The following is a 24,413-nucleotide window of genomic DNA, read 5'->3' as shown; positions in this document are numbered from 1 at the left end:
GGCCGCACGAGGCGGCCCGCGCCCGGACCTTGAGGCCGGGTGGGGCGTCAGGCTTGCGGCGCGGCGAGCTTCTGCTCGAGTTCGGCGACGCGCTTTTCGAGTTCCTCGAGGCGCACGCGGGTGCGGGCGAGCACTTGCGCCTGCGTGTCGAATTCCTCGCGCGTGACGAGGTCGAGTTTCGAAAAGCCTTGCGACAGCATGGCCTTCACGTTGCGCTCGACGTCCTTGGCCGGCGAGTTTTTCAGCAGATCGCTGACGCGCGACTGCAGATCGTTGAAAACGTCGCTGGGTTGCTTCATGTGATTCCCCTTCCTTGCACAAAAAATGTGCATCTTCAGTTGCGTACGTGCCCATGATGCACGCATGACCGGAAATGGTGCGCCGGGGGCGCGAATTCCGGGCATGGCGCCGGCATGGGTGAATGGCCCGGTGACCCGGGACGTGCGTGCACTCTAGCAACGTTCCTTTCGCCGCGCCAGCAAAGCGGCCCGCGTTGGCCATTCGGCCGGGCTTGCGCACCTTACATCGCGGGATGCGACCCCTTGATGAAGCCCTTTGAAACGGTGCTCGAATCGACATGGCATGCGAGTTGCTGAGGAGAGTCCGTTACAACATTCCAACCAATTCGACGGGACAACTCAGCGAGAGGACTTCATGAAACTCATTACCGCAATCATCAAGCCGTTCAAGCTCGATGAGACGCGCGAGGCGCTGTCGGCGCTTGGCGTCTCGGGAATCACGGTGACCGAGGTAAAAGGGTTCGGCCGCCAGAAGGGGCACACCGAGCTGTATCGCGGCGCCGAATACGTGGTCGATTTCCTGCCGAAGATGAAGATCGAGGCAGCGGTGTCCGACGATCTCGTCGACCAGGCGGTCGAGGCGATCGAGCGGGCCGCGCGCACCGGCAAGATCGGCGACGGCAAGATCTTCGTCACGGCGATCGAACAGGTGATCCGGATTCGCACCGGGGAGACGGGCGCAGACGCGCTGTAACAGAACAGACAAGACAAGCGACAAGAGGAAACCCAAGATGCGCAAACTTCTGATGTCCCTGCTGATGGCCGGCTCGCTGATCGCGGCAGGCGTCGGCTCCGCGCTCGCCGACGACGCGGCGTCCGCCGCCGCTGCGTCCGCGCCCGCCGCAACGGCTTCCGACGCCTCGGCTGCCGCCGCGCCGGCCGCTTCGGCACCGGCTGCAACCGATGCATCTGCACCGGCCGCTGCCGCCGCACCGGCTTCGGGCGCCGCCGACGCATCGGCCGCCGCCGCCGCGTCCGCGCCGGCCGCACCGGCTGCGCCGACCGCACCGTTCTCGGTCGATTCGTCGAAGATCAGCGCGGGCGACACCGCGTGGATGCTGACGTCGACCGCGCTCGTGCTGTTCATGACGATCCCGGGCCTCGCGCTGTTCTACGCGGGCATGGTCCGCAAGAAGAACGTGCTCGCGACCGTGATGCAGAGCTTCGCGATCACCGCGGTGATCACGGTGCTGTGGACGGTGGTCGGCTACAGCCTCGCGTTCACGCCAGGCAACGGCTTCATCGGCGGCCTGTCGCGCGCATTCCTGCACGGCATGAACTACATCAAGGGCGACAAGGCGACGACGCTGACCGTCAGCCATCTCGCGACGACGATTCCGGAATCGGTCTACTTCGTCTACCAGATGACGTTCGCGATCATCACGCCGGCGCTGATCTGCGGCGCGTTCGCCGATCGCATGAAGTTCTCGGCGATGCTCGTGTTCATGACGCTCTGGTCGCTGATCGTCTACGTGCCGGTCGCGCACATGGTGTGGGAGCCGACCGGCTGGCTGTCGGCCGACGGCGTGCTCGACTTCGCGGGCGGCACGGTGGTGCACATCAACGCCGGTATCGCGGGCCTCGTGTCGTGCCTCGTGCTCGGCAAGCGCGTCGGCTACGGCCGCGAATCGATGGCGCCGCACAACCTCGTGCTGACGATGATCGGCGGCTCGATGCTGTGGGTCGGCTGGTTCGGCTTCAACGCGGGCTCCGCGGTCGCCGCTGACGGCCGTGCCGGCTTCGCGATGCTGACCACGCAAGTGGCGACCGCCTGCGCGGCGCTCGGCTGGATGTTTGCCGAGTGGATCGCGAAGGGCAAGCCGTCGGTGCTCGGCATCGTGTCGGGTGCGGTCGCGGGTCTCGTGGCGATCACGCCGGCTGCCGGTTTCGTCGGCGTGGCGGGTGCACTGGTGATCGGCATCGCCGCCGGCGTCGTCTGCTTCTGGTCGGCGACCTGGCTCAAGTCGAAGCTCGGCTACGACGATTCGCTCGACGCGTTCGGCGTGCACGGCATCGGCGGGATTCTCGGCGCGCTGCTGACGGGTGTGTTCGCGGTCAAGGACATCGGCGGCGCCGACGGCAGCCTGCTGCTGCAGGCGAAGGGCGTGCTGATCACGCTGGTCTACAGCGGCGTGCTGAGCTTCGTGCTGCTGAAGCTGATCGACCTGACGATGGGCCTGCGCGTGACCGAAGAGGAAGAGCGCGAAGGTCTCGACGTGATCCTGCACGGCGAGCACGTGGAATAAGTCACACGAATCAACGGCGGGCCGCCGCGACGACGGCGCCCGCCCCGAATGAGCGCAGCGACTTCGGCCCGCCTACCCGGCGGGCTTTTTTTCTCCTGTCACGCACTGACGTAGCGGATAACCCTTCACTCTATCGGGTCAATAGCCGAAAACTTCCTGCATATCCTTGTGAAGCCGGGAACAATCCCCAAATGGGCAAGGCAATTGCTCTACAATCTTCATTCTCCCGCTCGCGAGTGATTCATGGTTCCCCACCTCGTTACGGCGTTGAACGGTCCGCTGCTCGAACTCGAGCAGAAGATCCTCGACGCGACGCCTGCGATCGAACGCTGGTTCAGGCTCGAATGGCAGGAACACACCCCGCCGTTCTATTGTTCGGTGGACCTGCGCAATGCCGGCTTCAAGCTGGCGCCCGTCGACGCGAACCTGTTTCCCGGCGCGTTCAACAACCTGCCGTCCGAAGTGCTGCCGCTCGCCGTGCAGGCCGCGATGGCCGCGATCGAGAAGATCTGCCCGGACGCGAAGAACCTGCTCGTGATTCCCGAGCTGCCGACCCGCAACGCGTTCTACCTCGAAAACGTCGCGCGCCTCGCGACGATCATGCGCCAGGCCGGCCTGAACGTGCGCTTCGGCTCGCTCGACCCGAGCATCACCGACATGACGCCGATCACGCTGGCCGACGGCCAGAAGATCGTGCTCGAACCGCTCGAGCGTTCGCAGCGCCGCCTCGGCCTGAAGAATTTCGACCCGTGCTCGATCCTGCTGAACAACGACCTGTCGGCCGGCATCCCGGCCGTGCTGGAAAACCTGCACGAGCAGTACCTGCTGCCGCCGCTGCACGCGGGCTGGGCCGTGCGCCGCAAGTCGACGCACTTCTCGTGCTACGACGACGTCGCGAAGAAGTTCGCGAAGATGGTCGGCGTCGATCCGTGGATGGTGAATCCGTATTTCGCGCACGTGGAAGGTGTCGACTGGCAGGCGCATGAAGGCGAGCAGGCGCTCGCCGACGCGATCGACGGCGTGCTGAAGAAGATCGCGCGCAAGTACCGCGAATACGGGATCAGCGAAAAGCCGTACGTCGTCGTGAAGGCCGACGCGGGCACGGCGGGGCGCGGCGTGATGACCGTGCACGACGCGGCCGAGATCGGCCGGATGTCGAAGGCCGAGCGCGCGCAGATGGCCGAGTCGAAGGCCGGCCTCGCGGTGCGCGACGTGATCGTGCAGGAAGGCGTGTATACGTTCGAGCGCGTCGGCGACGAAGTGGCCGAGCCCGTTGTATACATGATCGACCGCTACGTGGTCGGCGGCTTCTACCGCACGCACGCCGGCCGCGAGCGCGACCAGAACCTGAACGCGCCCGGCATGCACTACGTGCCGCTCGGCTTCGAGCACACCGCGCTGCCGGATGCCGGCGCGAAGCCGGGTGCCGCGCCGCCGAACCGTTTCTACATGTACGGCGTCGTCGCGCGGCTGTCGCTGATCGCGTCGTCGATCGAACTGGAAAAGACCGACCCCGAAGCCATCCAGGTATAACGGACCTTCGCCAAGTACAGGACCTCATGGACATTCTCTTTATCGCCGACCCGCTCGAGCGCTTCAAGATCTACAAGGATTCGACCTACGCGATGATGGCCGAGGCCGCGCGGCGCGGGCATGCGGTGTACGCGTGCCAGCCGCACCAGCTCGCATGGACGGGGAGCGGTGTCGAGGCGGACGTGCAGCGCGTGACGATCGTCGGCGACACGGCCGACCTGCACCGCGAACCGTGGTACGAGGCGGCCGCTCACGAGTCGCGTGCGCTGACGTCGTTTGGCGCGGTGCTGATGCGCAAGGATCCGCCGTTCGACATGGAATACGTAACGGCCACGTGGATGCTCGAGCTTGCCGAACGGGCGGGCGCGCGCGTATTCAACAAGCCGCAGTCGATTCGCGATCACTCGGAAAAGCTCGCGATCGGCGAGTTTCCGCAATTCGTCGCGCCGACGCTCGTCACGCGCGATGCGGCGCGCCTGCGCGCCTTCCACGCCGAGCACGGCGACGTGATCGTGAAGCCGCTCGACGGGATGGGCGGGATGGGCGTGTTCCGCGTGAAGGCCGACGGCATGAACCTCGGTGCGATCATCGAGATGCTCGGCCATGACGGCACGCGCTCGCTGATGATCCAGAAGTTCATTCCCGAGATCAAGGCCGGCGACAAACGCATCCTGCTGATCGCGGGCGAGCCGGTGCCGTATTCGCTCGCGCGGATTCCGCAGGGCAGCGAGGTGCGCGGCAATCTCGCGGCGGGCGGGCTCGGGGTCGCGCAGCCGCTGACCGCGCGCGATCGCGAGATCGCCGACACGCTCGGGCCCGTGCTCGCGGCGCGCGGGCTGTTGCTGGTCGGCCTCGATGCGATCGGCGACTGGCTGACCGAGGTGAACGTCACGAGCCCGACGTGCTTCCGCGAGATCATGGAGCAGACGGGCTTCGACGTCGCCGCGATGTTCATCGACGCGCTGGAGCGTGCGGCCGCGTAGGCCGTCTCCCGCGCAACCCCGGCGGCGGCCGCGCAGGTCCCCCGTCGCCGGAGCAGCTCGACCGGCCTGCTACAATGCCCGCTTGCCCGGTGCCGCGATCGCGCACCAAAGGCCCGGCGGTCGGGCCGAAACTGTTGCAAGGCTGACCATGAAACGTTTCCCACACTCGCTACGCTCATTGCCCCGCCGCGGGGTATCGGCCCGCCAGGGGCGGCCGGGAGCGATCTGACATGGCCGGGATCCTGATCATCGCGCACGCCCCGCTCGCCACCGCGCTGCGGGACTGCATCGCGCACATCTATGGCGGCGTGCCCGCCCGCATCGGCTGTATCGACGTGATGGCGGACAGCGATCCGGCCCAGGTGATGGCGTTCGCGCACGCGGAGCTCGCGCGGCTCCGCGAAGAGAACGGCGTGGTCGTGCTGACCGACATGTACGGCGCGACGCCGGCGAACATCGCCGGCCAGCTCGCGAAGCTCGACAACGTGCGCGTGCTGGCGGGCGTGAACCTGCCGATGCTCGTGCGGGCCGTCTGCTACCGCACCGTGCCGCTCGACAAGCTCGTCGACAAGGCGCTGTCCGGCGGGGCGAAGGGCGTCCACGAGGTGTCGGCCGGCACGCCGCCGCCGCCGACGGAAACCGGCTGCGGCCAATGCGCGCCGATTCCGCCGGAACCGCAACCGCGCACCGAGTCGCACTGATTTCCCGTTTTCCGTTTTAGACAGCACCGCCGGCGCGCGCCGCCGGCGGTCCCGACCGACCCGACCGAGAATCATGCTTCAACAAGAAACCACCATCGTCAACAAATTGGGGCTCCATGCGCGCGCATCGGCCAAGCTTACGCAACTGGCCGGTAACTTCCAGTCGGAAGTCTGGATGACGCGCAACGGGCGCAAGATCAACGCGAAGAGCATCATGGGCGTGATGATGCTGGCGGCGGGCATCGGCAGCACCGTGACGATCGAGACCGAAGGGCCCGACGAGCGGGAAGCGATGGACGCACTGCTGAAACTGATCGCGGACAAGTTCGGCGAAGGCCAGTGATCCGCGCGCGCCGCGCACGGGATCGTTGCCGTTTCCAGTCAGAATGCCGCGGATTCCGCGGCATTTTTTTCGTCGGAAGCATTGATGCGGAATGCGCAATGCTGCGGTGCATGCAGTCAGCGGGGAGTCGCGGAATTTATAATCGCTAACCGGGGTCATAAGCGCATCGCAGCAGTGTGCCGCGGCTTTACTTGTACAGAGGAGGTGCGCGTGTCCTTCACGCTGCATGGCATTCCCGTCTCACGAGGTATCGCGATCGGGCGAGCGTACCTGATCGCGCCGGCGGCGCTCGACGTCGCCCATTACCTGATCGACGCAAACCAGATCGATGCCGAGGTCGAGCGCTTCCGCACGGCGCTCGATGTCGTGCATCACGAACTCGAGGCGCTGCGCGCCGACCTGACCGACGACACCCCGAGCGAGGTCGGTGCATTCATCGACGTCCACGCGATGATCCTGAGCGACGAGATGCTCGTGCAGGAAACCATCGACCTGATCCGCACGCGCCGCTACAACGTTGAGTGGGCGCTGACCGAGCAGCTCGAGCTGCTCACGCGTCACTTCGACGACATCGAGGACGAATACCTGCGCGAGCGCAAGGCCGACATCGAGCAGGTGGTCGAGCGCGTGCTGAAGGCGCTCGCCGGCGCACCGTCCGCGTCGCAGGCGCTCGACCGCGCGGCCGCGAACGGCACGAACGAGATGATCGTCGTCGCGCACGACATCGCGCCGGCCGACATGATGCAGTTCAAGTCGCAGTCGTTCCAGGCGTTCGTCACCGACCTCGGCGGGCGCACGTCGCACACGGCGATCGTCGCGCGCAGCCTCGGCATTCCGGCCGCGGTCGGCGTGCAGCACGCGAGCGCGCTGATCCGCCAGGACGACCTGATCATCGTCGACGGCGACCAGGGCATCGTGATCGTCGATCCGGCGCCGATCGTCCTCGAGGAGTATTCGTACCGGCAGTCCGAGAAGCTGCTGGAGCAACGCAAGCTGCAGCGTCTGAAGTTCTCGCCGACGCAAACGTTGTGCGGCACCAAGATCGATCTGTACGCGAACATCGAGCTGCCCGACGACGCGAAGGCGGCCGTCGAGGCCGGCGCGGTCGGCGTCGGGCTGTTCCGTTCCGAGTTCCTGTTCATGCACCAGAAGGAGATGCCGGAAGAGGAGGAGCAGTTCGCCGCCTACAAGCGGGCCGTCGAGTGGATGAAGGGCATGCCGGTGACGATCCGCACGATCGACGTCGGCGCGGACAAGCCGCTCGAGGCGCTCGACGAGGGCTACGAGACGGCGCCGAACCCCGCGCTCGGCCTGCGCGCGATCCGCTGGAGCCTGTCCGAGCCGCAGATGTTCCTCACGCAGTTGCGTGCGATCCTGCGTGCGTCCGCGTTCGGCCAGGTGAAGATCCTGATTCCGATGCTCGCGCACGCGCAGGAGATCGACCAGACGCTCGACCTGATTCGCGAGGCGAAGCGCCAGCTCGACGACGCGGGGCTCGCGTACGATCCGAACGTGCGCATCGGCGCGATGATCGAGATTCCGGCCGCGGCGATCGCGCTGCCGCTGTTCCTGAAGCGGTTCGATTTCCTGTCGATCGGCACGAACGACCTGATCCAGTACACGCTCGCGATCGACCGTGCCGACAACGCGGTCGCGCACCTGTACGACCCGCTGCACCCGGCCGTGCTGCACCTGATCGCCTATACGTTGCGTGAAGCGAAGCGCGCGGGGGTATCCGTGTCGGTGTGCGGGGAGATGGCGGGCGACCCGGCGCTTACGCGCCTGCTGCTCGGGATGGGGCTCACCGAGTTCTCGATGCACCCGAGCCAGCTGCTCGTCGTGAAGCAGGAGATCCTGCGCGCACACCTGAAGGCGCTCGAAAAGCCGACGGCCGACGTGCTCGCGGCGTTCGAGCCGGAGGAAGTGCAGGCGGCGCTGCAGCGCCTGTCGGTCGCCGAGCCGCGCGCGGATGCGGCCGCATAGGCGCCACGTTGCCGCTCAAAAAGTAGCGAAGTGTCACCAAGCATGCGCCGCCTGGCGCATGCCCGTCGCGCGTCAGTGCCGGCCCCCGCACACGGGGCAGTCGGCCTGGCGCGCGATTTTCATCGTCGTCCATTCCATCCGCAGCGAATCGAGCATCATCAGCCGCCCGTTGAGCGTCTTGCCGATGTCGCCGATCACGCGCAGCGCCTCGGCGGCCTGCATCGCGCCGATGATCCCGACCGTCGGCGCGAACACGCCCATCGTCGCGCACGCGACTTCCTCGAACGGCTGGTCTTCCGGAAACACGCACGCATAGCAGGGCGCGGCCGGGTCGCGGAAATCGAACGTGCTGATCTGGCCGTCGAAGCGCAGCGCGGCGCCCGACACGAGCGGCACGCCGTGCGCGACGCACGCGCGGTTGATCGCGTGCCGCGTCGCGAAGTTGTCGGTGCAGTCGAGCACGACGGTCGCGCTCGGCACGTGCGCGTCGAGCCATGCGTCGTCGACGCGCGCGGCGACCGCGTGCACCTTCACCTCGGGGTTCAGTTGCGCGAGCGTGTCGCGCCCCGATTCGACCTTGCTGCGGCCGACCGAGGCCGTCACGTGCAGGATCTGCCGCTGCAGGTTCGTGAGATCGACCGTATCGGCGTCGACGAGCGTGATCGTGCCGACGCCCGATGCCGCGAGGTACATTGCGGCGGGCGAGCCGAGGCCGCCCGCGCCGACGACGATCGCATGCGCATCGAGAAAGCGCTGCTGCGCCTCGATGCCGATTTCGTCGACGAGGATGTGGCGGGAGTAGCGAAGGAGTTGATCGTCGTTCATGGGGGGGAGTCGTGGGCGAAGCGGCGGACGTGTCGTTATTTTAGGCGCGCATGAAAAACGGGCCATCGCGGTCTTCCCGCGATGGCCCGTCGGATGCCGGCCGGCGCTTACTTCGGCGCCGACGCGGGCTTCGGTGCGGAAGCCGGCTTCGCGCTTGCGCCCGATGCCTTCGGGGCCGTGGCGGCCTTGCCGGCCGTGCCCTTCGTGCTTTCGGCGAGCAGCGACTTCGATTCCTGAACCGGCTTGCCTTCGAGCTTGTTGAGCGCCTGCTGCATCATGAAGTCGTCGGCGCTGCCGAACTCGATCGGCTTGCGATCGCGATCCTTCTGGCGCTGTTCCGGCGTCTTCTTGTCGTTCTGCTCTTCGAGGACGCGCAGTTGATCCATCCGGCGCTGCTCGCGCTCTTCCTGTTCCTTCTTCTCGTTCGGATCCTGCGTGTTCGCGAGGTGGTTCGTGTAGTCGACCTCGCGCGTCACGAGCACGTCGTCCGGATCGCCGTCCGCGTACTGATCGACCGGCACGTCCGGCGTGATGCCCTTGTTCTGGATCGAACGGCCGCTCGGCGTGTAGTAGTACGCGGTGGTCAGGCGCAGCGCGGTGTCGGCCGTCATCGGGCGGACCGTCTGCACCGAACCCTTGCCGAACGTCGTCTTGCCCATGATCTGCGCGCGCTTCGAATCCTGCAGCGCGCCGGCGACGATTTCCGACGCGGACGCCGAATAGGCGTTCGTCAGCACGATCATCGGCACCGTCTTGAAGACCGGCGGCAGGTTCTTCAGCGGATCGCCGTCGAAGGACGGCAGGCGATAGTTGTCGTACGTATCGCGGTAGACCTGCTTCGAATCGGGGATCTGGCCGTTGGTCGACACGACGACGGAGTCGGGCGGCAGGAACGCGCCGGCCACGCCGACCGCGCTCTGCAGCAGGCCGCCGCCGTTGTTGCGCAGGTCGAGGACGAGGCCCTTCAGGTTCGGCTGCTGGCGTGCGATGTCCTGCAGCTTCTGTGCGAGATCGGGCGTCGTGCGCTCCTGGAAGCTCGTGATGCGGACATACGCATAGCCCGGATCGAGGATCTTCATCTTCACGCTCTGGACCTTGATGATCGCGCGCGTGACGGTGACCGGGAACGTGCGGTCGTCGCTCTTGCGGAAGATCGTCAGCGTGACCTTGGTGCCCGGCTCGCCGCGCATCTGCTTCACGGCCTTGTCGAGCGTCATGCCGCGCACCGGCTTGTCGTTGATGCGCGTGATCAGGTCGCCCGGACGGATGCCGGCGCGGAACGCGGGCGTATCTTCGATCGGCGAGATCACCTTGACGAGGCCGTCTTCCTGCGAGATCTCGATGCCGAGACCCGCGAAGCGGCCCTTCGTCTGCTCCTGCAGCTCGTCATAGTCGGTCTTGTCGAGGAACGACGAGTGCGGGTCGAGGCTCGACACCATGCCCTTGATCGCGGCCGTCAGCAGCTTCTTGTCGTCGACCGGTTCGACGTACTCGCGCTTGATCTGTCCGAAGACTTCCGCGAACAGGCGGAGCTGGTCGAGGGGAAGCGGCGCCGTGGCGGTCTGCTCGGCCGATGCGGAAACCTGCAGCGTGGCGAACACGCCCGTGGCGAGGCCCGCGGCAATCAGGCCGATGTTCTTCAATTTCATTCGCATAGAGATCTGGTGCGGTCGGGAAGCGCGTGGCGGTAGCGGGGATGTAGCGGACAAGTATAACTGTTCGTCCGAAGACTCAGTGGAACGGCGCGAATTGCGTCGCAGCGGGCGTCGCGGCGGGCCCGGAAGGCGGCCCGGCCGGGCACCGCCGGGCGCGCCGCGGGTTCGAAAGCGGATTCGACAGCGCCGGGGGCGCGAAGGTTCGCGCGGTGCGCCGGCAAGGGGCGGGGCCGGGCATGCCGCGCCGGACGCGGCCCGCCCGGCCTGGCCGGCTCATCCGGCCGACGGGCGTCAGCCCGCCTTGCCCTGCTTCGCGACGGCGGCCTGCGCCTGCGCGATCGCGTCCTGGTCGCCGAGGTAATAGTGCTTGATCGGCTTCAGGTTCTCGTCGAGTTCATACACGAGCGGCACGCCGTTCGGGATGTTCAGGCCGACGATGTCGCTGTCCGAGATGCCGTCGAGGTACTTGATCAGCGCGCGCAGCGAGTTGCCGTGCGCGGCGATCAGCACTTGCTTGCCGGCGCGGACCGCCGGGGCGATCGACTCGTTCCACAGCGGCAGCACGCGCGCGACCGTGTCCTTCAGGCACTCGGTGAGCGGCAGCTGCTCACGCGGCACCTTCGCGTAGCGCGGGTCGTTGAACGGCGCGCGTTCGTCGGTCGGCTCGAGCGCGGGCGGCGGCGTGTCGTAGCTGCGGCGCCACACGAGCACCTGGTCGTCGCCGAACTTCGCGGCCGTTTCCGCCTTGTTCAGGCCCGACAGCGCGCCGTAGTGGCGCTCGTTCAGGCGCCACGAGTGGACGACCGGCAGGTACATCAGGTCCATCTTGTCCTGCACGTGCCACAGCGTGCGGATCGCGCGCTTGAGTACCGACGTGTACGCGATGTCGAACGTGTAGCCGGCCTCCTTGAGCAATTCGCCGGCCTGGTAGGCCTCGTTGCGACCCTGTTCGGTCAGGTCGACGTCGACCCAGCCGGTGAAGCGGTTTTCCTTGTTCCACGTCGATTCGCCGTGGCGGATGAGAACGAGTTTGTACATGGATCTTGCGGTCGGTAGTGATAGGGAAGCGGGGCGCGTCGTACGGGACCCGACCGGGGCCCGCCATCGCGCAAGACGGTTATTTTATAATGGCGGGATTGTCCTCATCCGATTTCTCTTTTTCCGGCGGAATTCCGTGACGTTCTTTACCGATTACACCAACCTGGCCCTTATCGCGATCCTGGTGGTATCCGGCGGCCTGCTGGCCTGGCCCGCGCTGCGCCGCGGTCGCGGCGGCCTGTCGGCCGCGGAGGCGACGCAACTCATCAACCGCCGCAACGCGGTCGTGATCGACGTGCGCGCCGCGTCCGATTTCGCGGCCGGCCACCTGCCGTCGGCCCGTCAGGTCGCGGCGGGCGAGATCGGCGCGAAGATCGCGCAGGTCGCGAAGAACAAGAGCACGCCGGTGCTGCTCGTCTGCCAGAACGGCCAGCAGTCGCAGAAGGCGGCGCGCGAGGTCGAGGCGGCGGGCTACGCCGAGGTGCACGTGCTCGAGGGCGGCGTGGCTGCCTGGCAGCAGGCCGGGATGCCGGTCGTCAAACAAGGAGTGGCGAAGTGAACAAGGTTTTGATGTACAGCACGCAGGTGTGTCCGTATTGCATCCAGGCCGAGCGCCTGCTGAAGCTGCGCGGCGTCGAGCAGATCGAGAAGGTGCTGATCGACCGCGATCCGGCCCGCCGCGACGAAATGATGTCGCGCACGGGGCGCCGCACGGTGCCGCAGATCTATATCGGCGACACGCACGTCGGCGGCTACGACGATCTGTCGAAGCTCGACCGCGAAGGCGGGCTCGTTCCGCTTCTGCAAGCGGCCTGATTAGGGCAGAATGGCCGCCGGCCGCGCCGCGGCTTGGGCGCGCAGGATTCATCCGTGGCGGCCGGCGCGAAGCCGGGCCGCCCCGTCACCACTTTTAGGGAAACACCATGTCCGACGTCGAAAACCAACCGTTCTTCAACATCCAGCGCGTCTACCTGAAGGATATGTCGCTCGAGCAGCCGAATTCGCCGGCGATCTTCCTCGAGCAGGACATGCCGTCGGTTGAAGTCGAAGTCGACGTGAAGGCCGACCGCCTCGCGGAAAGCGTGTTCGAAGTCGTCGTGTCGGGCACCGTTACCGCGAAGGTGAAGGACAAGGTCGCGTTCCTGATCGAAGCGAAGCAGGCCGGCATTTTCGACATCCGCAACATTCCGGACGAACAGCTCGACCCGCTCGTCGGCATCGCGTGCCCGACGATCCTGTTCCCGTACCTGCGTTCGAACATCGCCGACGCGATCACGCGCGCGGGCTTCCCGCCGATCCACCTGGCGGAAATCAACTTCCAGGCGCTGTACGAACAGCGTCTCGCGCAGCTTCAGCAGCAGGCCGGCGCCGCAGCAGGCGCGCCGAACGGCACGACGCTGAACTGACGTTTTACTCGGAGGACCGGTGCTGGGTATGAAAGTAGCCGTTCTCGGCGCCGGTGCCTGGGGCACCGCGCTCGCGGGCCATCTGGCCGCGCGGCACGATACGCTTCTGTGGGCGCGCGATGCCGCGCTCATCGCCGGGCTGCAGGCCCGGCACGAAAATTCCCGCTATCTGGACGGCATCGCGCTGCCTGACGCGTTGCGCTACGACGCCGATCTCGGCGCCGCGCTCGCGCACGGCGCCGCGGACGACGCTCTGTGCGTGATCGCCGCGCCGGTGGCCGGGCTGCGCACGCTGTGTCACGCGATGCGCGCCGCGGGCTGCGTGCCCGCGCACATCGTCTGGGTCTGCAAGGGCTTCGAGGCCGACACGCATCTGCTGCCGCACCAGGTGATCGCGGCCGAGCTGCCCGAACAGCACAGCAACGGCGTGCTGTCGGGGCCGAGCTTCGCACGCGAGGTCGGGCAGTCGCTGCCCGTCGCGCTGACGGTGGCGAGTACGTCCGCCGAATGCCGCGAGCGCACGCTCGCCGCGTTTCATCACGGCGCGATGCGGATCTATACGGGTGACGACGTGGTCGGCGTCGAGGTCGGCGGCGCGGTGAAGAACGTGCTCGCGATCGCGACCGGTATCGCCGACGGCCTCGGCCTCGGGCTGAACGCGCGTGCCGCGCTGATCACGCGCGGCCTCGCCGAAATGTCGCGGCTGGGCGTCGCGCTCGGCGGCCGTGCGGAAACCTTCACGGGCCTGACCGGCCTCGGCGACCTGATCCTCACCGCAACGGGCGACCTGTCGCGCAACCGCACGGTCGGCCTGCAACTGGCGGCCGGCCGCACGCTGAACGATATCCTCGGCGCGCTCGGCCACGTGGCCGAAGGCGTGCGCTGTGCGCAGGCCGTGCTGGCCATCGCGCGGGCGCAGTCGATCGAAATGCCGATCACCGAAGCCGTGTGCGGCGTGCTGTTCGACGGCATCGCGCCGCGCGACGCCGTCAGCGGCCTGCTGCGGCGCGACGCGCGCGCCGAGTAGCGCGGCCGGGCGCAGCCCGGTGCCGTGTTCGCCGTGGGCGCGCGGCGTCAAAGCGCGCTACGCTTGAACAGTCTCCGGCGCTCCGGGAGGTTGTCATGCTGCAGATCCATTCCACCACGCTCGACGCGCAGGTCGTCGACATCACGACGCTCGATGTCGACGCGATCGTCAACGCCGCGAACGGCTCGCTGCTCGGCGGGGGCGGCGTCGACGGCGCGATCCACCGCGCGGCCGGCCCCGGCCTGCTCGCCGAGTGCCGCACGCTCGGCGGCTGCGACACGGGCGACGCCAGGCTCACGCGCGGTCACGGGCTGCCGGCGCGCTACGTGATCCATGCAGTCGGGCCCGTGTGGCATGGCGGCGGGCGCGGCGAGGCCGACCTGCTCGCGTCGTGCTACCGCCGCGCGATCGAGCTGGCCGAGGAGGTCGCGGCGACGTCGATCGCGTTCCCGGCGATCAGCTGCGGAATCTATCGCTATCCGGCCGAAGAAGCCGTCGACATCGCCGTGGGCACCGTCGCCGAAATGCTGCCGCAGGCGCCGAACCTCGCGCGCGTGGTGTTCGCGTGCTTTTCCCCCGACATCTACGACCTGTACCGTGCGCGGCTCGCGCGGACGTGACGCCTTCCGCGGGGCGGGAGGCGCCGTCCCGGCGTCATGCGCCGCCTTCGAACCCGGCCTGGCGCCACGCCTCGAACACGACCACCGCGACCGTGTTCGACAGGTTCAGGCTGCGGTTGTCCGGCCGCATCGGCAGGCGCACGCGCTGTTCGTTCGGGAAGCGCTCGAGCAGCTCGGCGGGCAGGCCGCGCGTCTCCGAGCCGAACACGAACCAGTCGCCGGGCAGGAATGCATGATCGTGGAAGCGGCCCGAGCCGCGTGTCGTGAACGCGAACATTCGCGCCGGATCGGGCGTTTCCGCCGCGATGAACGCGTCCCAGTCGCGGTGTACGCGCATCTGCGCATACTCGTGATAGTCGAGGCCCGCACGGCGCATCCGCGCGTCGTCGAGCGGGAAGCCGAGCGGCTCGATCAGGTGCAGGCGCGCGCCCGTGTTGGCGCACAGGCGGATCACGTTGCCGGTGTTCGGCGGGATTTCGGGGGCGACGAGGACGACGTTGAACATGTTTCGGTTTGGCTGGGCCGGCCGGGGCGGCGCTACGCGCGCGTTCCCGGCCGGCCGGTTCGTGACGGCCGCCGCCGTGTCCGGTCGGTCGGCCTCTCTATCTAATTAATCCCTGGCGGTGCGCAGCGCAACCAGATTCGTCACGCGTGCGGCGCCCGCCGCCTTCAGTGCGTGCGCGGCGGCCGCGAGCGTCGCGCCGGACGTCATCACGTCGTCGACGAGCGCAACGTGGCGGCCGGCGACGCCGCCCGCCACCGCGAATGCCGCGATCACGTTGTCGCGCCGTGCGTGCCGGTCGAGCCGCGACTGCGGCGCGGTGTCGGCGACGCGTGCGAGCAGCGCCGCATCCGCGCGCACCCCGAGCCGACGCGCGAGCGGGCGCGCGATCGCCCACGCCTGGTTGTAGCCGCGCGCGACGAGCCGCCGGTGCGACAGCGGCACCGGCGCCACCAGGTCGAAGCCGCGGGCGCCGGGCGTATCGTCGATCAGCCGCGCGAGCCGTGCCGCGAATTCGGTGCCGAGCGCGAGTTGCCGGTGAAACTTCAGGCCGCGCGCGAGCCCGTCGAGCGGTGCGCGGTAATCCGCCAGCGCGAGCGTCGCATCGAACGGCGGCGGTGCCGCACGGCACGCGTCGCAACGGTACGCGTCCGCACTGCCGGCGCGAGCGCCGCGGGACCGGTGCGAACGCGGTTGCCCGATGCCCAGCGGTATCGCGCAGACGCCGCAGCGCAGCCGCGCTTCGTTCCAGTACGCGGCGTCGCAGGCGACGCAAATCATCGTGTGTGACAAATTGCCGCACAGTGCGCAGCGATTCGGCAGCGCGACCGCGGCGACGCGCGCGGCCAGCGCGCGAACCTGCGACAAAGCGACGCGCATCGTGCGCCGGGCGGAACTGCGGATCATCGCAACACTCCTGACACCCCGCCTCAATGAAGCCCGCGGGGCGAGCGAGTATACTTCGGGCTCTTCGCCAGTGTGCCCGACATGTCCCCAGCTTCGACTTCAACCGGCCGTCCGGCCAATGACGCAAGGCGCCTGCGGCGGATCTTCGACCGCCGCGCCGCCACGTTCGACGCGGTCGCGTTCCTGCCGCGCGAGATCGCGCAGCGGATGAACGAGCGCCTCGAATACATCAAGGTAAGCCCCGCGGCCGTGCTGGACGCGGGCTGCGGCCCGGGGGACGACCTGCCGGCGCTGCGCGCGCGCTTTCCGGAGGCACCCGTATTCGGCGTCGACCTGTCCGGCGCGATGCTCGCGCGAGCCGGTCAGCGCGAGGTCGAGCAGACGAGCTGGCGCCGCTGGCTGCCGGCCTCGCTCGGCCGTGCGCTGGGCCAGCGCGGCCCCCGCGTCGCCCAGGCCGACTTCGCCGCGCTGCCGTTCCCGGGCGGCGCGTTCGACCTGATCTGGTCGAATCTCGCGCTCCACTGGCATTCGCGTCCGGACACGGTGCTGCCCGAATGGCAGCGCGTGCTGCGCGTGAACGGGCTGCTGATGTTCAGCACGCTCGGCCCCGACACGCTGCGCGAACTGCGCGCGGCCTGCGCGGATGCGGAAGCGGCGCTCGGCATTGCGCCGCCCGCCGCGCGCGTGATCGATTTCGTCGACATGCACGACCTCGGCGACATGCTCGTCGAGAGCGGCTTCGAGATTCCCGTGATGGATCAGGAAGTGCTGACCGTCACCTACAAGACCCCCGACTCCCTGCTGGCCGATGTGCGCCGCTGGGGCGCCTATCCGTTCGAGCGCGAGGCGCCGCAGCGCGCGACCCGGCGCTTTCGCGCGGCGCTCGGCGACGCGCTGGAGGCGCGCCGGCGTGCGGACGGCACGATCGCCCTGACGTTCGAAGTGATCTACGGCCACGCGTGGAAGGCCGTGCCGCGCACGACCGCCGAGGGGCACGGGATCGTGCGCATCGAGGACATCGGAAAGGGGCGTCCGAAGAATCGGTAGAGCGGTAAAGAGGGGTTTTGTTATGTCTGAAATTAGCGGCGCAAAGCGGGGTCGAATTGGCGCCTGAAATGGCCGGAAAGCTTGTCGCGCTTGGCTTGCGGGGCGATAGCCGCTTGCTTGTGGATGCCATTGAACCCGCCTATAATGCGTCAGCTTGTCGTCCCGGGGTCCCCGCAATACGGGGCGACGAGTCCGATGCAGGCATGCATCGCATGCCATTCGCGTGAGGCGGCGATGGAAGCAGCGAGGGTTTTGGCGGAGACGACGAACGGCGAGCCGGTCCTCGAAGACTGGCTGATGAAACGCAACTGTTCGGCGTCGCCGCGCCAGTTCGTGCTGTTTTACGCGTCGCTCGCGGGCTTCTCGCTGGTGATCGCGACATTGCTGATGTGGCGGGGGGCCTGGCTCGTCATGCCCTTCACCGGAATCGAGTTGCTGGCGGTGGGTGTCGCATTTGCGATCTATGCTCGCCATGCGGTCGATTACGAGCGCATCAGGCTGTATCCGCACCGGCTCGTGATCGAGCGGATGGATGCGGAGCGGCTCACGCAGATCGAATTCAACCCGCGCTGGGTGCGGGTCGAGCCGGGTGCGACGCCACGCGATCCGATTCGGCTGGTATCGCGCGGGCAGACCGTCGTAATCGGGCAGCATCTCGCGCAGTACAAGCGTGCGCAGTTCGCGGACGAACTGCGCGCATCGCTCAGGCGCTGCGGCTGACGAGGCGCGGGCACTGGCCGGAAACGGGCCGGAGGCTTGCGACGGGGGAGGGTTTGAATGGAAATTTTGGGTAAGGATGCTATGAAAACAATCAAGCGAGCCCTCACGGGCGTGCTGGCATGCAGCGGATTGCTCTTTGCCGGTGCCGCCCTGGCGGTCGGTGATAGCCCGGGCGGCCCCCGCGTCAACGAGATCAACTTTCAGCCGCCGGTCACGAAAATCGCCGAGGAGCTCTACGATCTCCACACGATGATGCTGATCCTGTGTACGGTGATCTTCGTCGGCGTGTTCGGCGTGATGTTCTATTCGATCTTCGCGCACCGCAAATCCAAGGGCCACAAGGCCGCCAATTTCCATGAAAGCACGACCGTCGAGATCATCTGGACGATCGTGCCGTTCGTCATCGTCGTGCTGATGGCGCTGCCGGCGACGAAGGCCGTCGTCGCGATGAAGGACACGACCAACGCCGATCTCACGATCAAGGTCACCGGCTACCAGTGGAAGTGGGGCTACGACTACGTGAAGGGCCCGGGCGAGGGCATCGGCTTCCTGTCGACGCTCAGCACCCCGCGTGACGAAGTGATGGGCAAGAAGCCGATCACCGACACCTACCTGCAGGAAGTCGACAACCCGCTCGTCGTGCCGGTCAACAAGAAGATCCGCATCATCACGACCGCGAACGACGTCGTCCACTCGTGGTACGTGCCCGCGTTCGGCGTGAAGCAGGATGCGATCCCCGGCTTCGTGCGCGACACGTGGTTCAAGGCCGACAAGGTCGGTACGTTCCGCGGTTTCTGTACCGAGCTGTGCGGCAAGGAACATGCGTACATGCCGGTCGTCGTCGAAGTCCTGTCGGACGAAGACTACGCGAAGTGGGTCACCGCGCAGAAGGCCAAGCTGGCCGGCGCCGCAGTCGATCCGAACAAGGTCTACACGATGGCTGAACTCGTCGCGCACGGCGAGGAAGTCTACAAGGCGAACTGCGCGGCCTGCCACCAGGTGAGCGGCAAGGGCCTCGGCGCATTCCCGGCCATGGACGGCAGCCCGATCGTGAACGGCCCGATCGCCGGCCATGTCGAGCGCGTGCTGCACGGCAAGGGCGCGATGCCGTCGTGGGCGTCGCTGTCGGATCTCGACATCGCTTCGGTCATCACGTACGAACGCAACTCGTGGGGCAACCACAAGAACGACCTGCTGCAGCCGAAGCAAGTGGCCGACGCGCGTAACGGCAAGATGCCGGAAGACACCGCAGGCGCTGCAGCACCGGCCGAAGCGGCTTCGGCGCCGGCGCAAGCCGCGTCGGGCGCAGCCGAACAGCCGGCGGCAGCGTCGGCATCGGCCGCACTGTCGACGATCTACTTCGAGACGGGCAAGAGCGTGCTGCCGGCCGACGCGAAAGCGGCGATCGCCGCCGCGGCCGACTATGCGAAGGCACATCCGGACGCGAAGCTCGCGCTGTCGGGCTTCACCGACAAGACGGGCTCGGCCGACGCGAACGCCGAACTGGCGAAGCATCGCGCGCAAGCCGTGCGCGACGCGCTGAAGGCAGCAGGCGTGGCGGAAGACCACATTATTCTCAAAAAGCCGGAAACGATCACGGGCGGGGCGGACGCGAAGGAAGCCCGGCGTGTCGAGATCGGGCCGGCGGCTTGACGTGTCGCTGAGTTAGTCGACGTATTCGCATTAGGAGATTCTCATGTCTAGCATCGGGCACGACGTAGCCGCGGACCACGCGCACGACGACCACGCGCACGAAATGCCGCACGGCTGGCGGCGCTGGCTGTTCGCCACCAACCACAAGGACATCGGTACGCTGTACCTGCTGTTCTCGTTCATCATGTTCCTGTCGGGCGGCGTGATGGCCCTCGGCATCCGGGCCGAGCTGTTCGAGCCGGGCCTGCAGATCATGCGTCCGGAGTTCTTCAACGAACTCACGACGATGCACGGCCTGATCATGGTGTTCGGCGCGATCATGCCGGCGTTCGTCGGCTTCGCGAACTGGATGATTCCGCTGCAGATCGGCGCATCCGACATGGCGTTCGCGCGGATGAACAACTTCAGCTTCTGGCTGCTGCCGGTCGCTGCCGTGCTGCTGGTCGGTTCGTTCTTCGCGCCGGGCGGCGCGACGGCCGCCGGCTGGACGCTCTACGCGCCGCTGTCGACGCAGATGGGCCCGGGCATGGACTTCGCGATCTTCGCGGTGCACATCATGGGTGCGTCGTCGATCATGGGCGGGATCAACATCGTCGTGACGATCCTGAACATGCGCGCACCGGGCATGACGCTGATGAAGATGCCGATGTTCGCATGGACGTGGCTGATCACGGCGTACCTGCTGATCGCGGTGATGCCGGTTCTGGCGGGCGCGATCACGATGGTGCTGTTCGACCGTCACTTCGGCACGTCGTTCTTCAACGCGGCAGGCGGCGGCGACCCGGTGATGTACCAGCACATCTTCTGGTTCTTCGGCCACCCCGAGGTGTACATCATGATTCTGCCGGCGTTCGGGATCGTGTCGCAGGTGATCCCGGCGTTCGCACGCAAGACGCTGTTCGGCTATAGCTCGATGGTGTACGCGACGGCTTCGATCGCGATCCTGTCGTTCATGGTCTGGGCGCACCACATGTTCGCAACGGGCATGCCGGTCACCGGCCAGCTGTTCTTCATGTACGCGACGATGCTGATCGCGGTGCCGACGGGCGTGAAGGTGTTCAACTGGCTCGCGACGATGTGGCGCGGCTCGATGACCTTCGAAACCCCGATGCTGTTCGCGATCGGCTTCCTGTTCGTGTTCACGTTCGGCGGTCTCACGGGCCTGATGCTCGCGATGGCGCCGCTCGACATCCAGTATCACGGCACCTACTTCGTGGTGGCGCACTTCCACTACGTGCTGGTGGCCGGCTCGCTGTTCGCGCTGTTCTCGGGCTGGTACTACTGGGCGCCGAAGTGGACGGGCTGGATGTACAACGAGACGCGCGGCAAGATCCACTTCTGGTCGTCGATGATCTTCTTCAACCTGACGTTCTTCCCGATGCACTTCGTCGGTCTCGCCGGCATGCCGCGTCGTTATGCGGACTACCCGGCGCAGTTCACGGACTTCAACCAGGTCGCGACGATCGGCGCATTCGGCTTCGGCCTCGCGCAGGTGTACTTCCTGTTCGCGGTCGCGCTGCCGGCCTACCGTGGCGGCGGCGAGCTGGAAAAGGCGTCGGACAAGCCGTGGGACGGCGCGACGGGCCTCGAGTGGACGGTGCCGAGCCCGGCTCCCTTCCATACGTTCGAGCAACCGCCGCACGTCGAATAAGTTTCACCCTGCGCTCCGCCGTTGCCTGCCGCGCAGGCAGGCGCGGCGGGCGCGGAATTGAAATGTCAGCGAAGTTTCAGATGAACCGGAATCCACAACAAAGACGAACGCCCGAGCAGATCCGCGCGGGCAACAAGCGGCTCGGCCTCATCCTGCTCGTCATCGCCGCCGTTTTTTTTGTGGGTGTCGTGATCAAGCAGTGGTGGCTGTCCACTCACTGATGCAGCAACAGACGCAGTAGCGAGGAAGTTGTCGTATGTCGAAGCCGGAAGAGGGCGCCGTCGATCGCGCGTTCAATCGTTCGATGCTGGTGAAGCTCTTCGTCGTGGCCGGGCTGATGTTCGGTTTCGGCTTCGCGCTGATCCCGATGTACCGGGCGATCTGCCAGATCACCGGCATCAACAACCTGGTGCAGCGCGATGTGAGCGAGCGCGAGGTGAAGAATTCGCAGGTCGACACCAGCCGCACGGTGTCGGTCGAGTTCGACGCGAATGCGCGCGGCCCGCTCGGTTTCAAGCCGGAGCACAACAGCCTCGACGTGCATCCGGGTGAGCTGACGACGATCGTGTACGACGTGACGAACGGGCAGGGCAGGCCGGTCGTTGCACAGGCGATTCCGAGCTACGCGCCGAAGCAGGCGACGGAGTTCTTCAAGAAGATCGAGTGCTTTTGCTTTACGCAGCAGACGCTGGCCGCGAACGAATCGCGCAAGATGCCGGTGGTGTTCGTGATCGATCCGAAACTGCCGAAGGACGTGAAGACGATCACGCTGTCGTACACGTTCTTCGAGCTGAATACGCCGGCCACGCCGGCGCCGGCGCCGGGCAAGACCGCGGCGCAGGGCGCGGCGAAGCCGGACGCATGACGACGGAGGCGGGGCGATGACGGAGGTCAAGCGGGGCGGGTCGTTCGGTCAGGCGCTGAAGGCCGTGCTGTGGTCGTTCTTCGGGGTGCGCAAGCGGCGCGACCTGGAGGCCGACGCGACGCAGCTGAATCCGCTGCACGTGCTGATTGTCGCGTTGCTGGCGGCCGGTGTGTTCATCGGCGTGCTGATCCTGATCGTGCGTGCCGTCGTGGGCTGAGGCGCGCGGCCACGAAAGAATGCAGTGCGCGGTGCCACGGCGCCGCGTGCAGGAAAGAGCGGTGGCGGTCACGCCGCGCAAGAAATAAAGCCGGAGCGGTTTCCGGTACACAAATTGGACAGAAGTGGAGAATCAAGCATGAGCGGTCAAAACCAGACCCCGTACTATTTCGTGCCGCATCCGTCGCACCATCCGATCAGTGCGGCCATCGGCCTGCTGGTCATGCTCGGATCGGCGGCGCTGTGGATCAACGGTCACGACTGGGCGCCGTTTACGGCACTGCTCGGCCTGCTGTGGTTGCTCTTCACGCTGTATCACTGGTTCGGCGACGCGATCGCCGAGTCGGAAGGCGGTCATTACGGCAAGAACGTCGACAAGTCGTACCGCTGGAGCATGAGCTGGTTCATCTTCTCGGAAGTCATGTTCTTCGGCGCGTTCTTCGGCGCGCTGTTCTATGCACGTGAAATCGCGCTGCACCAGCTCGGCAGCCTCGACTACAAGCTGATCTGGCCGGATTTCTCCGCCGTGTGGCCGAACGAAGGCCCGGCAGCACTCGCCGGTCACTTCAAGACGATGGGGCCGTGGCCGATCCCGACGCTGAACACCGCGTTCCTGCTGTCGTCGGGCGTGACGCTGACGATCTCGCACCACGCGCTGCGTGACGACCATCGCAAGAAGGCGATCGCATGGCTGGCCGCGACGCTCGTGTTCGGTATCTGCTTCCTGTTCCTGCAGGGCTTCGAGTACTACCACGCGTACAACGAACTGAACCTGACGCTGAACTCGGGCGTGTACGGTTCGACGTTCTTCCTGCTGACGGGCTTCCACGGCTTCCACGTGTTCCTCGGCGGCACGATGCTCGCGGTGGTGCTGGTGCGGATGATCCGCGGCCACTTCAAGCCCGATCACCACTTTGCATTCGAAGGCGCCGCGTGGTACTGGCACTTCGTCGACGTCGTCTGGCTCGGCCTGTACGTCGTCGTCTACTGGCTGTAAATGGAAAAACGGCCCGCGCAGCAATGCGCGGGCCGTTTTCATTGGTGTCGTGGGCGCGGCAGCGAGGCTGCGAGCGACACCACCCTGGCGCCGCCGCGACTCAGTCAGGCGGCGCTTTTGCTTGGTGGCGCGGCCATGCGGCGAAATGTCACAGCGGCGACCACGGCAACGGCATCAACGCCCGATCGGCAGGCCGGTCGAATGGATCCAGCCCATCCAGTTCGCGATCAGGATGAGCAGGAACAGCGAGACCGACAGCCCGACGCGGGTGGCGAGCGACCAGACCATGCGTTTCGTGTGGCCGCGGTCGTGCATCATGAAGTAGAGCGCCGAGCCCATGCTGGCAATGATGAGGACGAAGGCGATGGGAACGAGTATGTGCATGACACGAACCGGACGGCGGCAATTCGGAAGGAAGAGGATAATTATCGCACTTCGCGTTCCGGCACACGCCGGGCGGGCTGCATGATGAAGATTCGCTGGCTGCCTGCGCTGCTGATTCTCGTCGTCGTCGCGGTCACGATCCGTCTCGGTTTCTGGCAGCGCGACCGCGCGCACCAGAAGGAAGCGCTGCAGGCGAGCATCGAGCGCTACGAGCAGGCGGCGCCCGTCGACGTCGGCGCGCAGCCGATGCCGCTCGCGTCGATCGAGTTTCACCGCGTGCGGGCGAAGGGCCGTTTCCTGCCTGAACAGGCGGTGTTCCTCGACAATCGGCCGTATAACGACCAGCCGGGTTTTTACGTCGTGATGCCGTTTAAACTCACGGGCGGCGGCGTCGTGCTCGTGAACCGCGGCTGGCTGCCGCGCAATATCGCCGATCGCACGGCGATCGAGCCGTTCGCGACGCCCGCGGGCGACGTCGAGATCGTGGGCATCGCGCGCGCCGACGCGTCGCGTGCGTTCGAGCTCGGCGAAGGCGGGTCGGCGGCGCACCAGAAGATCCGGCAGAACCTGGACGTCGCCGCATATGCGAAGGAAACCGGGCTGCCGCTGCAGCCGTTCGTGATCCAGCAGACGAGCGACGACGGCGACAAGCTCGTGCGCGACTGGCCGGCGGCGACGACCGGCGTCGAGCGCAATTACGGTTACATGTTTCAGTGGTGGGCGATGGCGGCGGCCGCGCTCGGCTTCGGCCTGTACGCCGCGCGGCGTGCGGCGAAGAAGTCGGCCGGCGCGTGAGCGCCATGCCAGGACGCG

General features: G+C 66.8%; 28 protein-coding genes. 21 read left to right on the top strand and 7 right to left on the bottom strand.

Annotation, left to right across the window (positions count from 1 at the left end):
• Positions 1-47 precede the first annotated feature (47 nt).
• Complete coding sequence (locus ACTJLD_RS38595) at positions 48-299, bottom strand: accessory factor UbiK family protein (RefSeq protein WP_006489451.1); 252 nt, start codon at positions 297-299, stop codon at positions 48-50.
• A 355-nt stretch (positions 300-654) separates the two neighbouring features.
• Between ACTJLD_RS38595 and ACTJLD_RS38590 the strand changes: the two genes are divergently transcribed.
• The 7 genes from ACTJLD_RS38590 (at position 655) to ptsP (ending at position 8,088) form a co-directional block, all read left to right on the top strand.
• The gene (locus ACTJLD_RS38590) at positions 655-993 is read left to right on the top strand and encodes a P-II family nitrogen regulator (RefSeq protein WP_027789049.1); all 339 of its coding nucleotides are present in this window, start codon (positions 655-657) and stop codon (positions 991-993) included.
• A gap of 37 nt (positions 994-1,030) precedes the next feature.
• Complete coding sequence (locus ACTJLD_RS38585) at positions 1,031-2,545, top strand: ammonium transporter (protein ID WP_027789050.1); 1,515 nt, start codon at positions 1,031-1,033, stop codon at positions 2,543-2,545.
• A 243-nt stretch (positions 2,546-2,788) separates the two neighbouring features.
• The gene (gene gshA, locus ACTJLD_RS38580; RefSeq protein ID WP_011353295.1) at positions 2,789-4,078 is read left to right on the top strand and encodes a glutamate--cysteine ligase; all 1,290 of its coding nucleotides are present in this window, start codon (positions 2,789-2,791) and stop codon (positions 4,076-4,078) included.
• A gap of 26 nt (positions 4,079-4,104) precedes the next feature.
• Complete coding sequence (gene gshB / locus ACTJLD_RS38575) at positions 4,105-5,061, top strand: glutathione synthase (RefSeq protein WP_027789051.1); 957 nt, start codon at positions 4,105-4,107, stop codon at positions 5,059-5,061.
• 230 nt (positions 5,062-5,291) lie between these two features.
• Entirely contained in the window at positions 5,292-5,762 is a 471-nt protein-coding gene (locus ACTJLD_RS38570; RefSeq protein WP_027789052.1) for a PTS sugar transporter subunit IIA, read from the top strand.
• Positions 5,763-5,835: 73 nt separating this feature from the next.
• Positions 5,836-6,105: an HPr family phosphocarrier protein gene (locus ACTJLD_RS38565; RefSeq protein ID WP_006477716.1), complete on the top strand. Its 270-nt coding sequence runs from the start codon at positions 5,836-5,838 to the stop codon at positions 6,103-6,105.
• A 210-nt stretch (positions 6,106-6,315) separates the two neighbouring features.
• Positions 6,316-8,088, top strand: coding sequence for a phosphoenolpyruvate--protein phosphotransferase (ptsP, locus tag ACTJLD_RS38560; protein ID WP_059688699.1), 1,773 nt, complete (start codon positions 6,316-6,318; stop codon positions 8,086-8,088).
• A gap of 72 nt (positions 8,089-8,160) precedes the next feature.
• Here the strand turns inward: ptsP and ACTJLD_RS38555 are convergent, their stop codons facing one another.
• The 3 genes from ACTJLD_RS38555 to gpmA all read right to left on the bottom strand — a co-directional run bounded on the left by ACTJLD_RS38555 (position 8,161) and on the right by gpmA (position 11,606).
• Positions 8,161-8,913, bottom strand: coding sequence for a HesA/MoeB/ThiF family protein (locus ACTJLD_RS38555; protein WP_059688657.1), 753 nt, complete (start codon positions 8,911-8,913; stop codon positions 8,161-8,163).
• A 107-nt stretch (positions 8,914-9,020) separates the two neighbouring features.
• Positions 9,021-10,568, bottom strand: a complete 1,548-nt coding sequence (locus ACTJLD_RS38550; RefSeq protein WP_027789055.1) for a S41 family peptidase — start codon at positions 10,566-10,568, stop codon at positions 9,021-9,023.
• Between the two features lie 291 nt (positions 10,569-10,859).
• Positions 10,860-11,606, bottom strand: a complete 747-nt coding sequence (gene gpmA, locus ACTJLD_RS38545) for a 2,3-diphosphoglycerate-dependent phosphoglycerate mutase (RefSeq protein ID WP_027789056.1) — start codon at positions 11,604-11,606, stop codon at positions 10,860-10,862.
• A gap of 136 nt (positions 11,607-11,742) precedes the next feature.
• On the opposite strand from gpmA, the gene ACTJLD_RS38540 reads away from it, so the two are divergent.
• The 5 genes from ACTJLD_RS38540 to ACTJLD_RS38520 all read left to right on the top strand — a co-directional run bounded on the left by ACTJLD_RS38540 (position 11,743) and on the right by ACTJLD_RS38520 (position 14,659).
• Positions 11,743-12,165 (top strand): rhodanese-like domain-containing protein, encoded by a 423-nt coding sequence (locus tag ACTJLD_RS38540; protein ID WP_021164238.1) that lies wholly within the window; start codon positions 11,743-11,745, stop codon positions 12,163-12,165.
• The gene (gene grxC / locus ACTJLD_RS38535) at positions 12,162-12,422 is read left to right on the top strand and encodes a glutaredoxin 3 (RefSeq protein ID WP_021164237.1); all 261 of its coding nucleotides are present in this window, start codon (positions 12,162-12,164) and stop codon (positions 12,420-12,422) included. Before ACTJLD_RS38540 ends, grxC begins: the two co-directional genes overlap by 4 nt.
• A gap of 107 nt (positions 12,423-12,529) precedes the next feature.
• A complete protein-coding gene (gene secB / locus ACTJLD_RS38530) occupies positions 12,530-13,012 on the top strand; it encodes a protein-export chaperone SecB (RefSeq protein ID WP_011353285.1) in 483 nt (160 codons plus the stop codon).
• A gap of 28 nt (positions 13,013-13,040) precedes the next feature.
• On the top strand, positions 13,041-14,039 hold the full coding sequence (locus tag ACTJLD_RS38525; RefSeq protein WP_027789057.1) for an NAD(P)H-dependent glycerol-3-phosphate dehydrogenase: 999 nt from the start codon (positions 13,041-13,043) through the stop codon (positions 14,037-14,039).
• 95 nt (positions 14,040-14,134) lie between these two features.
• A complete protein-coding gene (locus ACTJLD_RS38520) occupies positions 14,135-14,659 on the top strand; it encodes an O-acetyl-ADP-ribose deacetylase (RefSeq protein WP_027789058.1) in 525 nt (174 codons plus the stop codon).
• A 34-nt stretch (positions 14,660-14,693) separates the two neighbouring features.
• Here ACTJLD_RS38520 and trmL read toward each other — a convergent pair whose 3' ends face one another.
• Both trmL and ACTJLD_RS38510 read right to left on the bottom strand, forming a co-directional pair.
• Entirely contained in the window at positions 14,694-15,164 is a 471-nt protein-coding gene (trmL, locus tag ACTJLD_RS38515; protein WP_021164234.1) for a tRNA (uridine(34)/cytosine(34)/5-carboxymethylaminomethyluridine(34)-2'-O)-methyltransferase TrmL, read from the bottom strand.
• Positions 15,165-15,269: 105 nt separating this feature from the next.
• Positions 15,270-16,067, bottom strand: a complete 798-nt coding sequence (locus ACTJLD_RS38510) for a ComF family protein (RefSeq protein WP_440661410.1) — start codon at positions 16,065-16,067, stop codon at positions 15,270-15,272.
• 81 nt (positions 16,068-16,148) lie between these two features.
• On the opposite strand from ACTJLD_RS38510, the gene ACTJLD_RS38505 reads away from it, so the two are divergent.
• The 8 genes from ACTJLD_RS38505 (at position 16,149) to ACTJLD_RS38470 (ending at position 23,216) form a co-directional block, all read left to right on the top strand.
• Positions 16,149-17,114 carry a methyltransferase domain-containing protein gene (locus tag ACTJLD_RS38505; RefSeq protein WP_027789060.1) on the top strand — a complete coding sequence of 322 codons (966 nt, stop codon included), beginning with the start codon at positions 16,149-16,151 and terminating at the stop codon, positions 17,112-17,114.
• Between the two features lie 195 nt (positions 17,115-17,309).
• Positions 17,310-17,834, top strand: a complete 525-nt coding sequence (locus ACTJLD_RS38500) for a DUF2244 domain-containing protein (protein ID WP_021163744.1) — start codon at positions 17,310-17,312, stop codon at positions 17,832-17,834.
• Between the two features lie 57 nt (positions 17,835-17,891).
• Complete coding sequence (coxB, locus tag ACTJLD_RS38495; RefSeq protein ID WP_059688660.1) at positions 17,892-19,487, top strand: cytochrome c oxidase subunit II; 1,596 nt, start codon at positions 17,892-17,894, stop codon at positions 19,485-19,487.
• A gap of 43 nt (positions 19,488-19,530) precedes the next feature.
• Positions 19,531-21,138, top strand: coding sequence for a cytochrome c oxidase subunit I (gene ctaD / locus ACTJLD_RS38490; RefSeq protein WP_014895962.1), 1,608 nt, complete (start codon positions 19,531-19,533; stop codon positions 21,136-21,138).
• Positions 21,139-21,218: 80 nt separating this feature from the next.
• Positions 21,219-21,359 (top strand): cytochrome oxidase small assembly protein, encoded by a 141-nt coding sequence (locus ACTJLD_RS38485; protein WP_027789063.1) that lies wholly within the window; start codon positions 21,219-21,221, stop codon positions 21,357-21,359.
• 35 nt (positions 21,360-21,394) lie between these two features.
• Positions 21,395-22,003, top strand: coding sequence for a cytochrome c oxidase assembly protein (locus tag ACTJLD_RS38480; protein ID WP_011353276.1), 609 nt, complete (start codon positions 21,395-21,397; stop codon positions 22,001-22,003).
• A 16-nt stretch (positions 22,004-22,019) separates the two neighbouring features.
• Positions 22,020-22,220: a DUF2970 domain-containing protein gene (locus tag ACTJLD_RS38475; protein WP_021163748.1), complete on the top strand. Its 201-nt coding sequence runs from the start codon at positions 22,020-22,022 to the stop codon at positions 22,218-22,220.
• A 138-nt stretch (positions 22,221-22,358) separates the two neighbouring features.
• Complete coding sequence (locus ACTJLD_RS38470) at positions 22,359-23,216, top strand: cytochrome c oxidase subunit 3 (RefSeq protein WP_027789064.1); 858 nt, start codon at positions 22,359-22,361, stop codon at positions 23,214-23,216.
• Positions 23,217-23,390: 174 nt separating this feature from the next.
• Here the strand turns inward: ACTJLD_RS38470 and ACTJLD_RS38465 are convergent, their stop codons facing one another.
• Positions 23,391-23,600 carry a twin transmembrane helix small protein gene (locus ACTJLD_RS38465; protein WP_011353273.1) on the bottom strand — a complete coding sequence of 70 codons (210 nt, stop codon included), beginning with the start codon at positions 23,598-23,600 and terminating at the stop codon, positions 23,391-23,393.
• A gap of 84 nt (positions 23,601-23,684) precedes the next feature.
• On the opposite strand from ACTJLD_RS38465, the gene ACTJLD_RS38460 reads away from it, so the two are divergent.
• On the top strand, positions 23,685-24,395 hold the full coding sequence (locus ACTJLD_RS38460; RefSeq protein WP_059489878.1) for an SURF1 family protein: 711 nt from the start codon (positions 23,685-23,687) through the stop codon (positions 24,393-24,395).
• The last annotated feature ends 18 nt before the right edge of the window (positions 24,396-24,413 follow it).

It is taken from the genome of Burkholderia sp. 22088 (assembly GCF_052045915.1).
GTDB lineage: Bacteria > Pseudomonadota > Gammaproteobacteria > Burkholderiales > Burkholderiaceae > Burkholderia > Burkholderia cepacia.
The sequence above is the reverse complement of the archived record's forward strand: the minus strand, read 5'-3'. Positions and strand labels throughout refer to the sequence as shown.

Excerpts from the sequence above, each read along its gene's own strand:
- ACTJLD_RS38595 (WP_006489451.1), bottom strand. The coding sequence starts at position 299 with ATGAAGCAACCCAGCGACGTTTTCAACGATCTGCAGTCGCGCGTCAGC.
- ACTJLD_RS38590 (WP_027789049.1), top strand. The coding sequence starts at position 655 with ATGAAACTCATTACCGCAATCATCAAGCCGTTCAAGCTCGATGAGACG.
- ACTJLD_RS38585 (WP_027789050.1), top strand. The coding sequence starts at position 1,031 with ATGCGCAAACTTCTGATGTCCCTGCTGATGGCCGGCTCGCTGATCGCG.
- gshA (WP_011353295.1), top strand. The coding sequence starts at position 2,789 with ATGGTTCCCCACCTCGTTACGGCGTTGAACGGTCCGCTGCTCGAACTC.
- gshB (WP_027789051.1), top strand. The coding sequence starts at position 4,105 with ATGGACATTCTCTTTATCGCCGACCCGCTCGAGCGCTTCAAGATCTAC.
- ACTJLD_RS38570 (WP_027789052.1), top strand. The coding sequence starts at position 5,292 with ATGGCCGGGATCCTGATCATCGCGCACGCCCCGCTCGCCACCGCGCTG.
- ACTJLD_RS38565 (WP_006477716.1), top strand. The coding sequence starts at position 5,836 with ATGCTTCAACAAGAAACCACCATCGTCAACAAATTGGGGCTCCATGCG.
- ACTJLD_RS38555 (WP_059688657.1), bottom strand. The coding sequence starts at position 8,913 with ATGAACGACGATCAACTCCTTCGCTACTCCCGCCACATCCTCGTCGAC.
- ACTJLD_RS38550 (WP_027789055.1), bottom strand. The coding sequence starts at position 10,568 with ATGCGAATGAAATTGAAGAACATCGGCCTGATTGCCGCGGGCCTCGCC.
- gpmA (WP_027789056.1), bottom strand. The coding sequence starts at position 11,606 with ATGTACAAACTCGTTCTCATCCGCCACGGCGAATCGACGTGGAACAAG.
- secB (WP_011353285.1), top strand. The coding sequence starts at position 12,530 with ATGTCCGACGTCGAAAACCAACCGTTCTTCAACATCCAGCGCGTCTAC.
- ACTJLD_RS38525 (WP_027789057.1), top strand. The coding sequence starts at position 13,041 with ATGAAAGTAGCCGTTCTCGGCGCCGGTGCCTGGGGCACCGCGCTCGCG.
- ACTJLD_RS38520 (WP_027789058.1), top strand. The coding sequence starts at position 14,135 with ATGCTGCAGATCCATTCCACCACGCTCGACGCGCAGGTCGTCGACATC.
- trmL (WP_021164234.1), bottom strand. The coding sequence starts at position 15,164 with ATGTTCAACGTCGTCCTCGTCGCCCCCGAAATCCCGCCGAACACCGGC.
- ACTJLD_RS38510 (WP_440661410.1), bottom strand. The coding sequence starts at position 16,067 with ATGATCCGCAGTTCCGCCCGGCGCACGATGCGCGTCGCTTTGTCGCAG.
- ACTJLD_RS38505 (WP_027789060.1), top strand. The coding sequence starts at position 16,149 with ATGTCCCCAGCTTCGACTTCAACCGGCCGTCCGGCCAATGACGCAAGG.
- ACTJLD_RS38500 (WP_021163744.1), top strand. The coding sequence starts at position 17,310 with ATGCAGGCATGCATCGCATGCCATTCGCGTGAGGCGGCGATGGAAGCA.
- coxB (WP_059688660.1), top strand. The coding sequence starts at position 17,892 with ATGGAAATTTTGGGTAAGGATGCTATGAAAACAATCAAGCGAGCCCTC.
- ctaD (WP_014895962.1), top strand. The coding sequence starts at position 19,531 with ATGTCTAGCATCGGGCACGACGTAGCCGCGGACCACGCGCACGACGAC.
- ACTJLD_RS38485 (WP_027789063.1), top strand. The coding sequence starts at position 21,219 with ATGAACCGGAATCCACAACAAAGACGAACGCCCGAGCAGATCCGCGCG.
- ACTJLD_RS38480 (WP_011353276.1), top strand. The coding sequence starts at position 21,395 with ATGTCGAAGCCGGAAGAGGGCGCCGTCGATCGCGCGTTCAATCGTTCG.
- ACTJLD_RS38475 (WP_021163748.1), top strand. The coding sequence starts at position 22,020 with ATGACGGAGGTCAAGCGGGGCGGGTCGTTCGGTCAGGCGCTGAAGGCC.
- ACTJLD_RS38470 (WP_027789064.1), top strand. The coding sequence starts at position 22,359 with ATGAGCGGTCAAAACCAGACCCCGTACTATTTCGTGCCGCATCCGTCG.
- ACTJLD_RS38465 (WP_011353273.1), bottom strand. The coding sequence starts at position 23,600 with ATGCACATACTCGTTCCCATCGCCTTCGTCCTCATCATTGCCAGCATG.
- ACTJLD_RS38460 (WP_059489878.1), top strand. The coding sequence starts at position 23,685 with ATGAAGATTCGCTGGCTGCCTGCGCTGCTGATTCTCGTCGTCGTCGCG.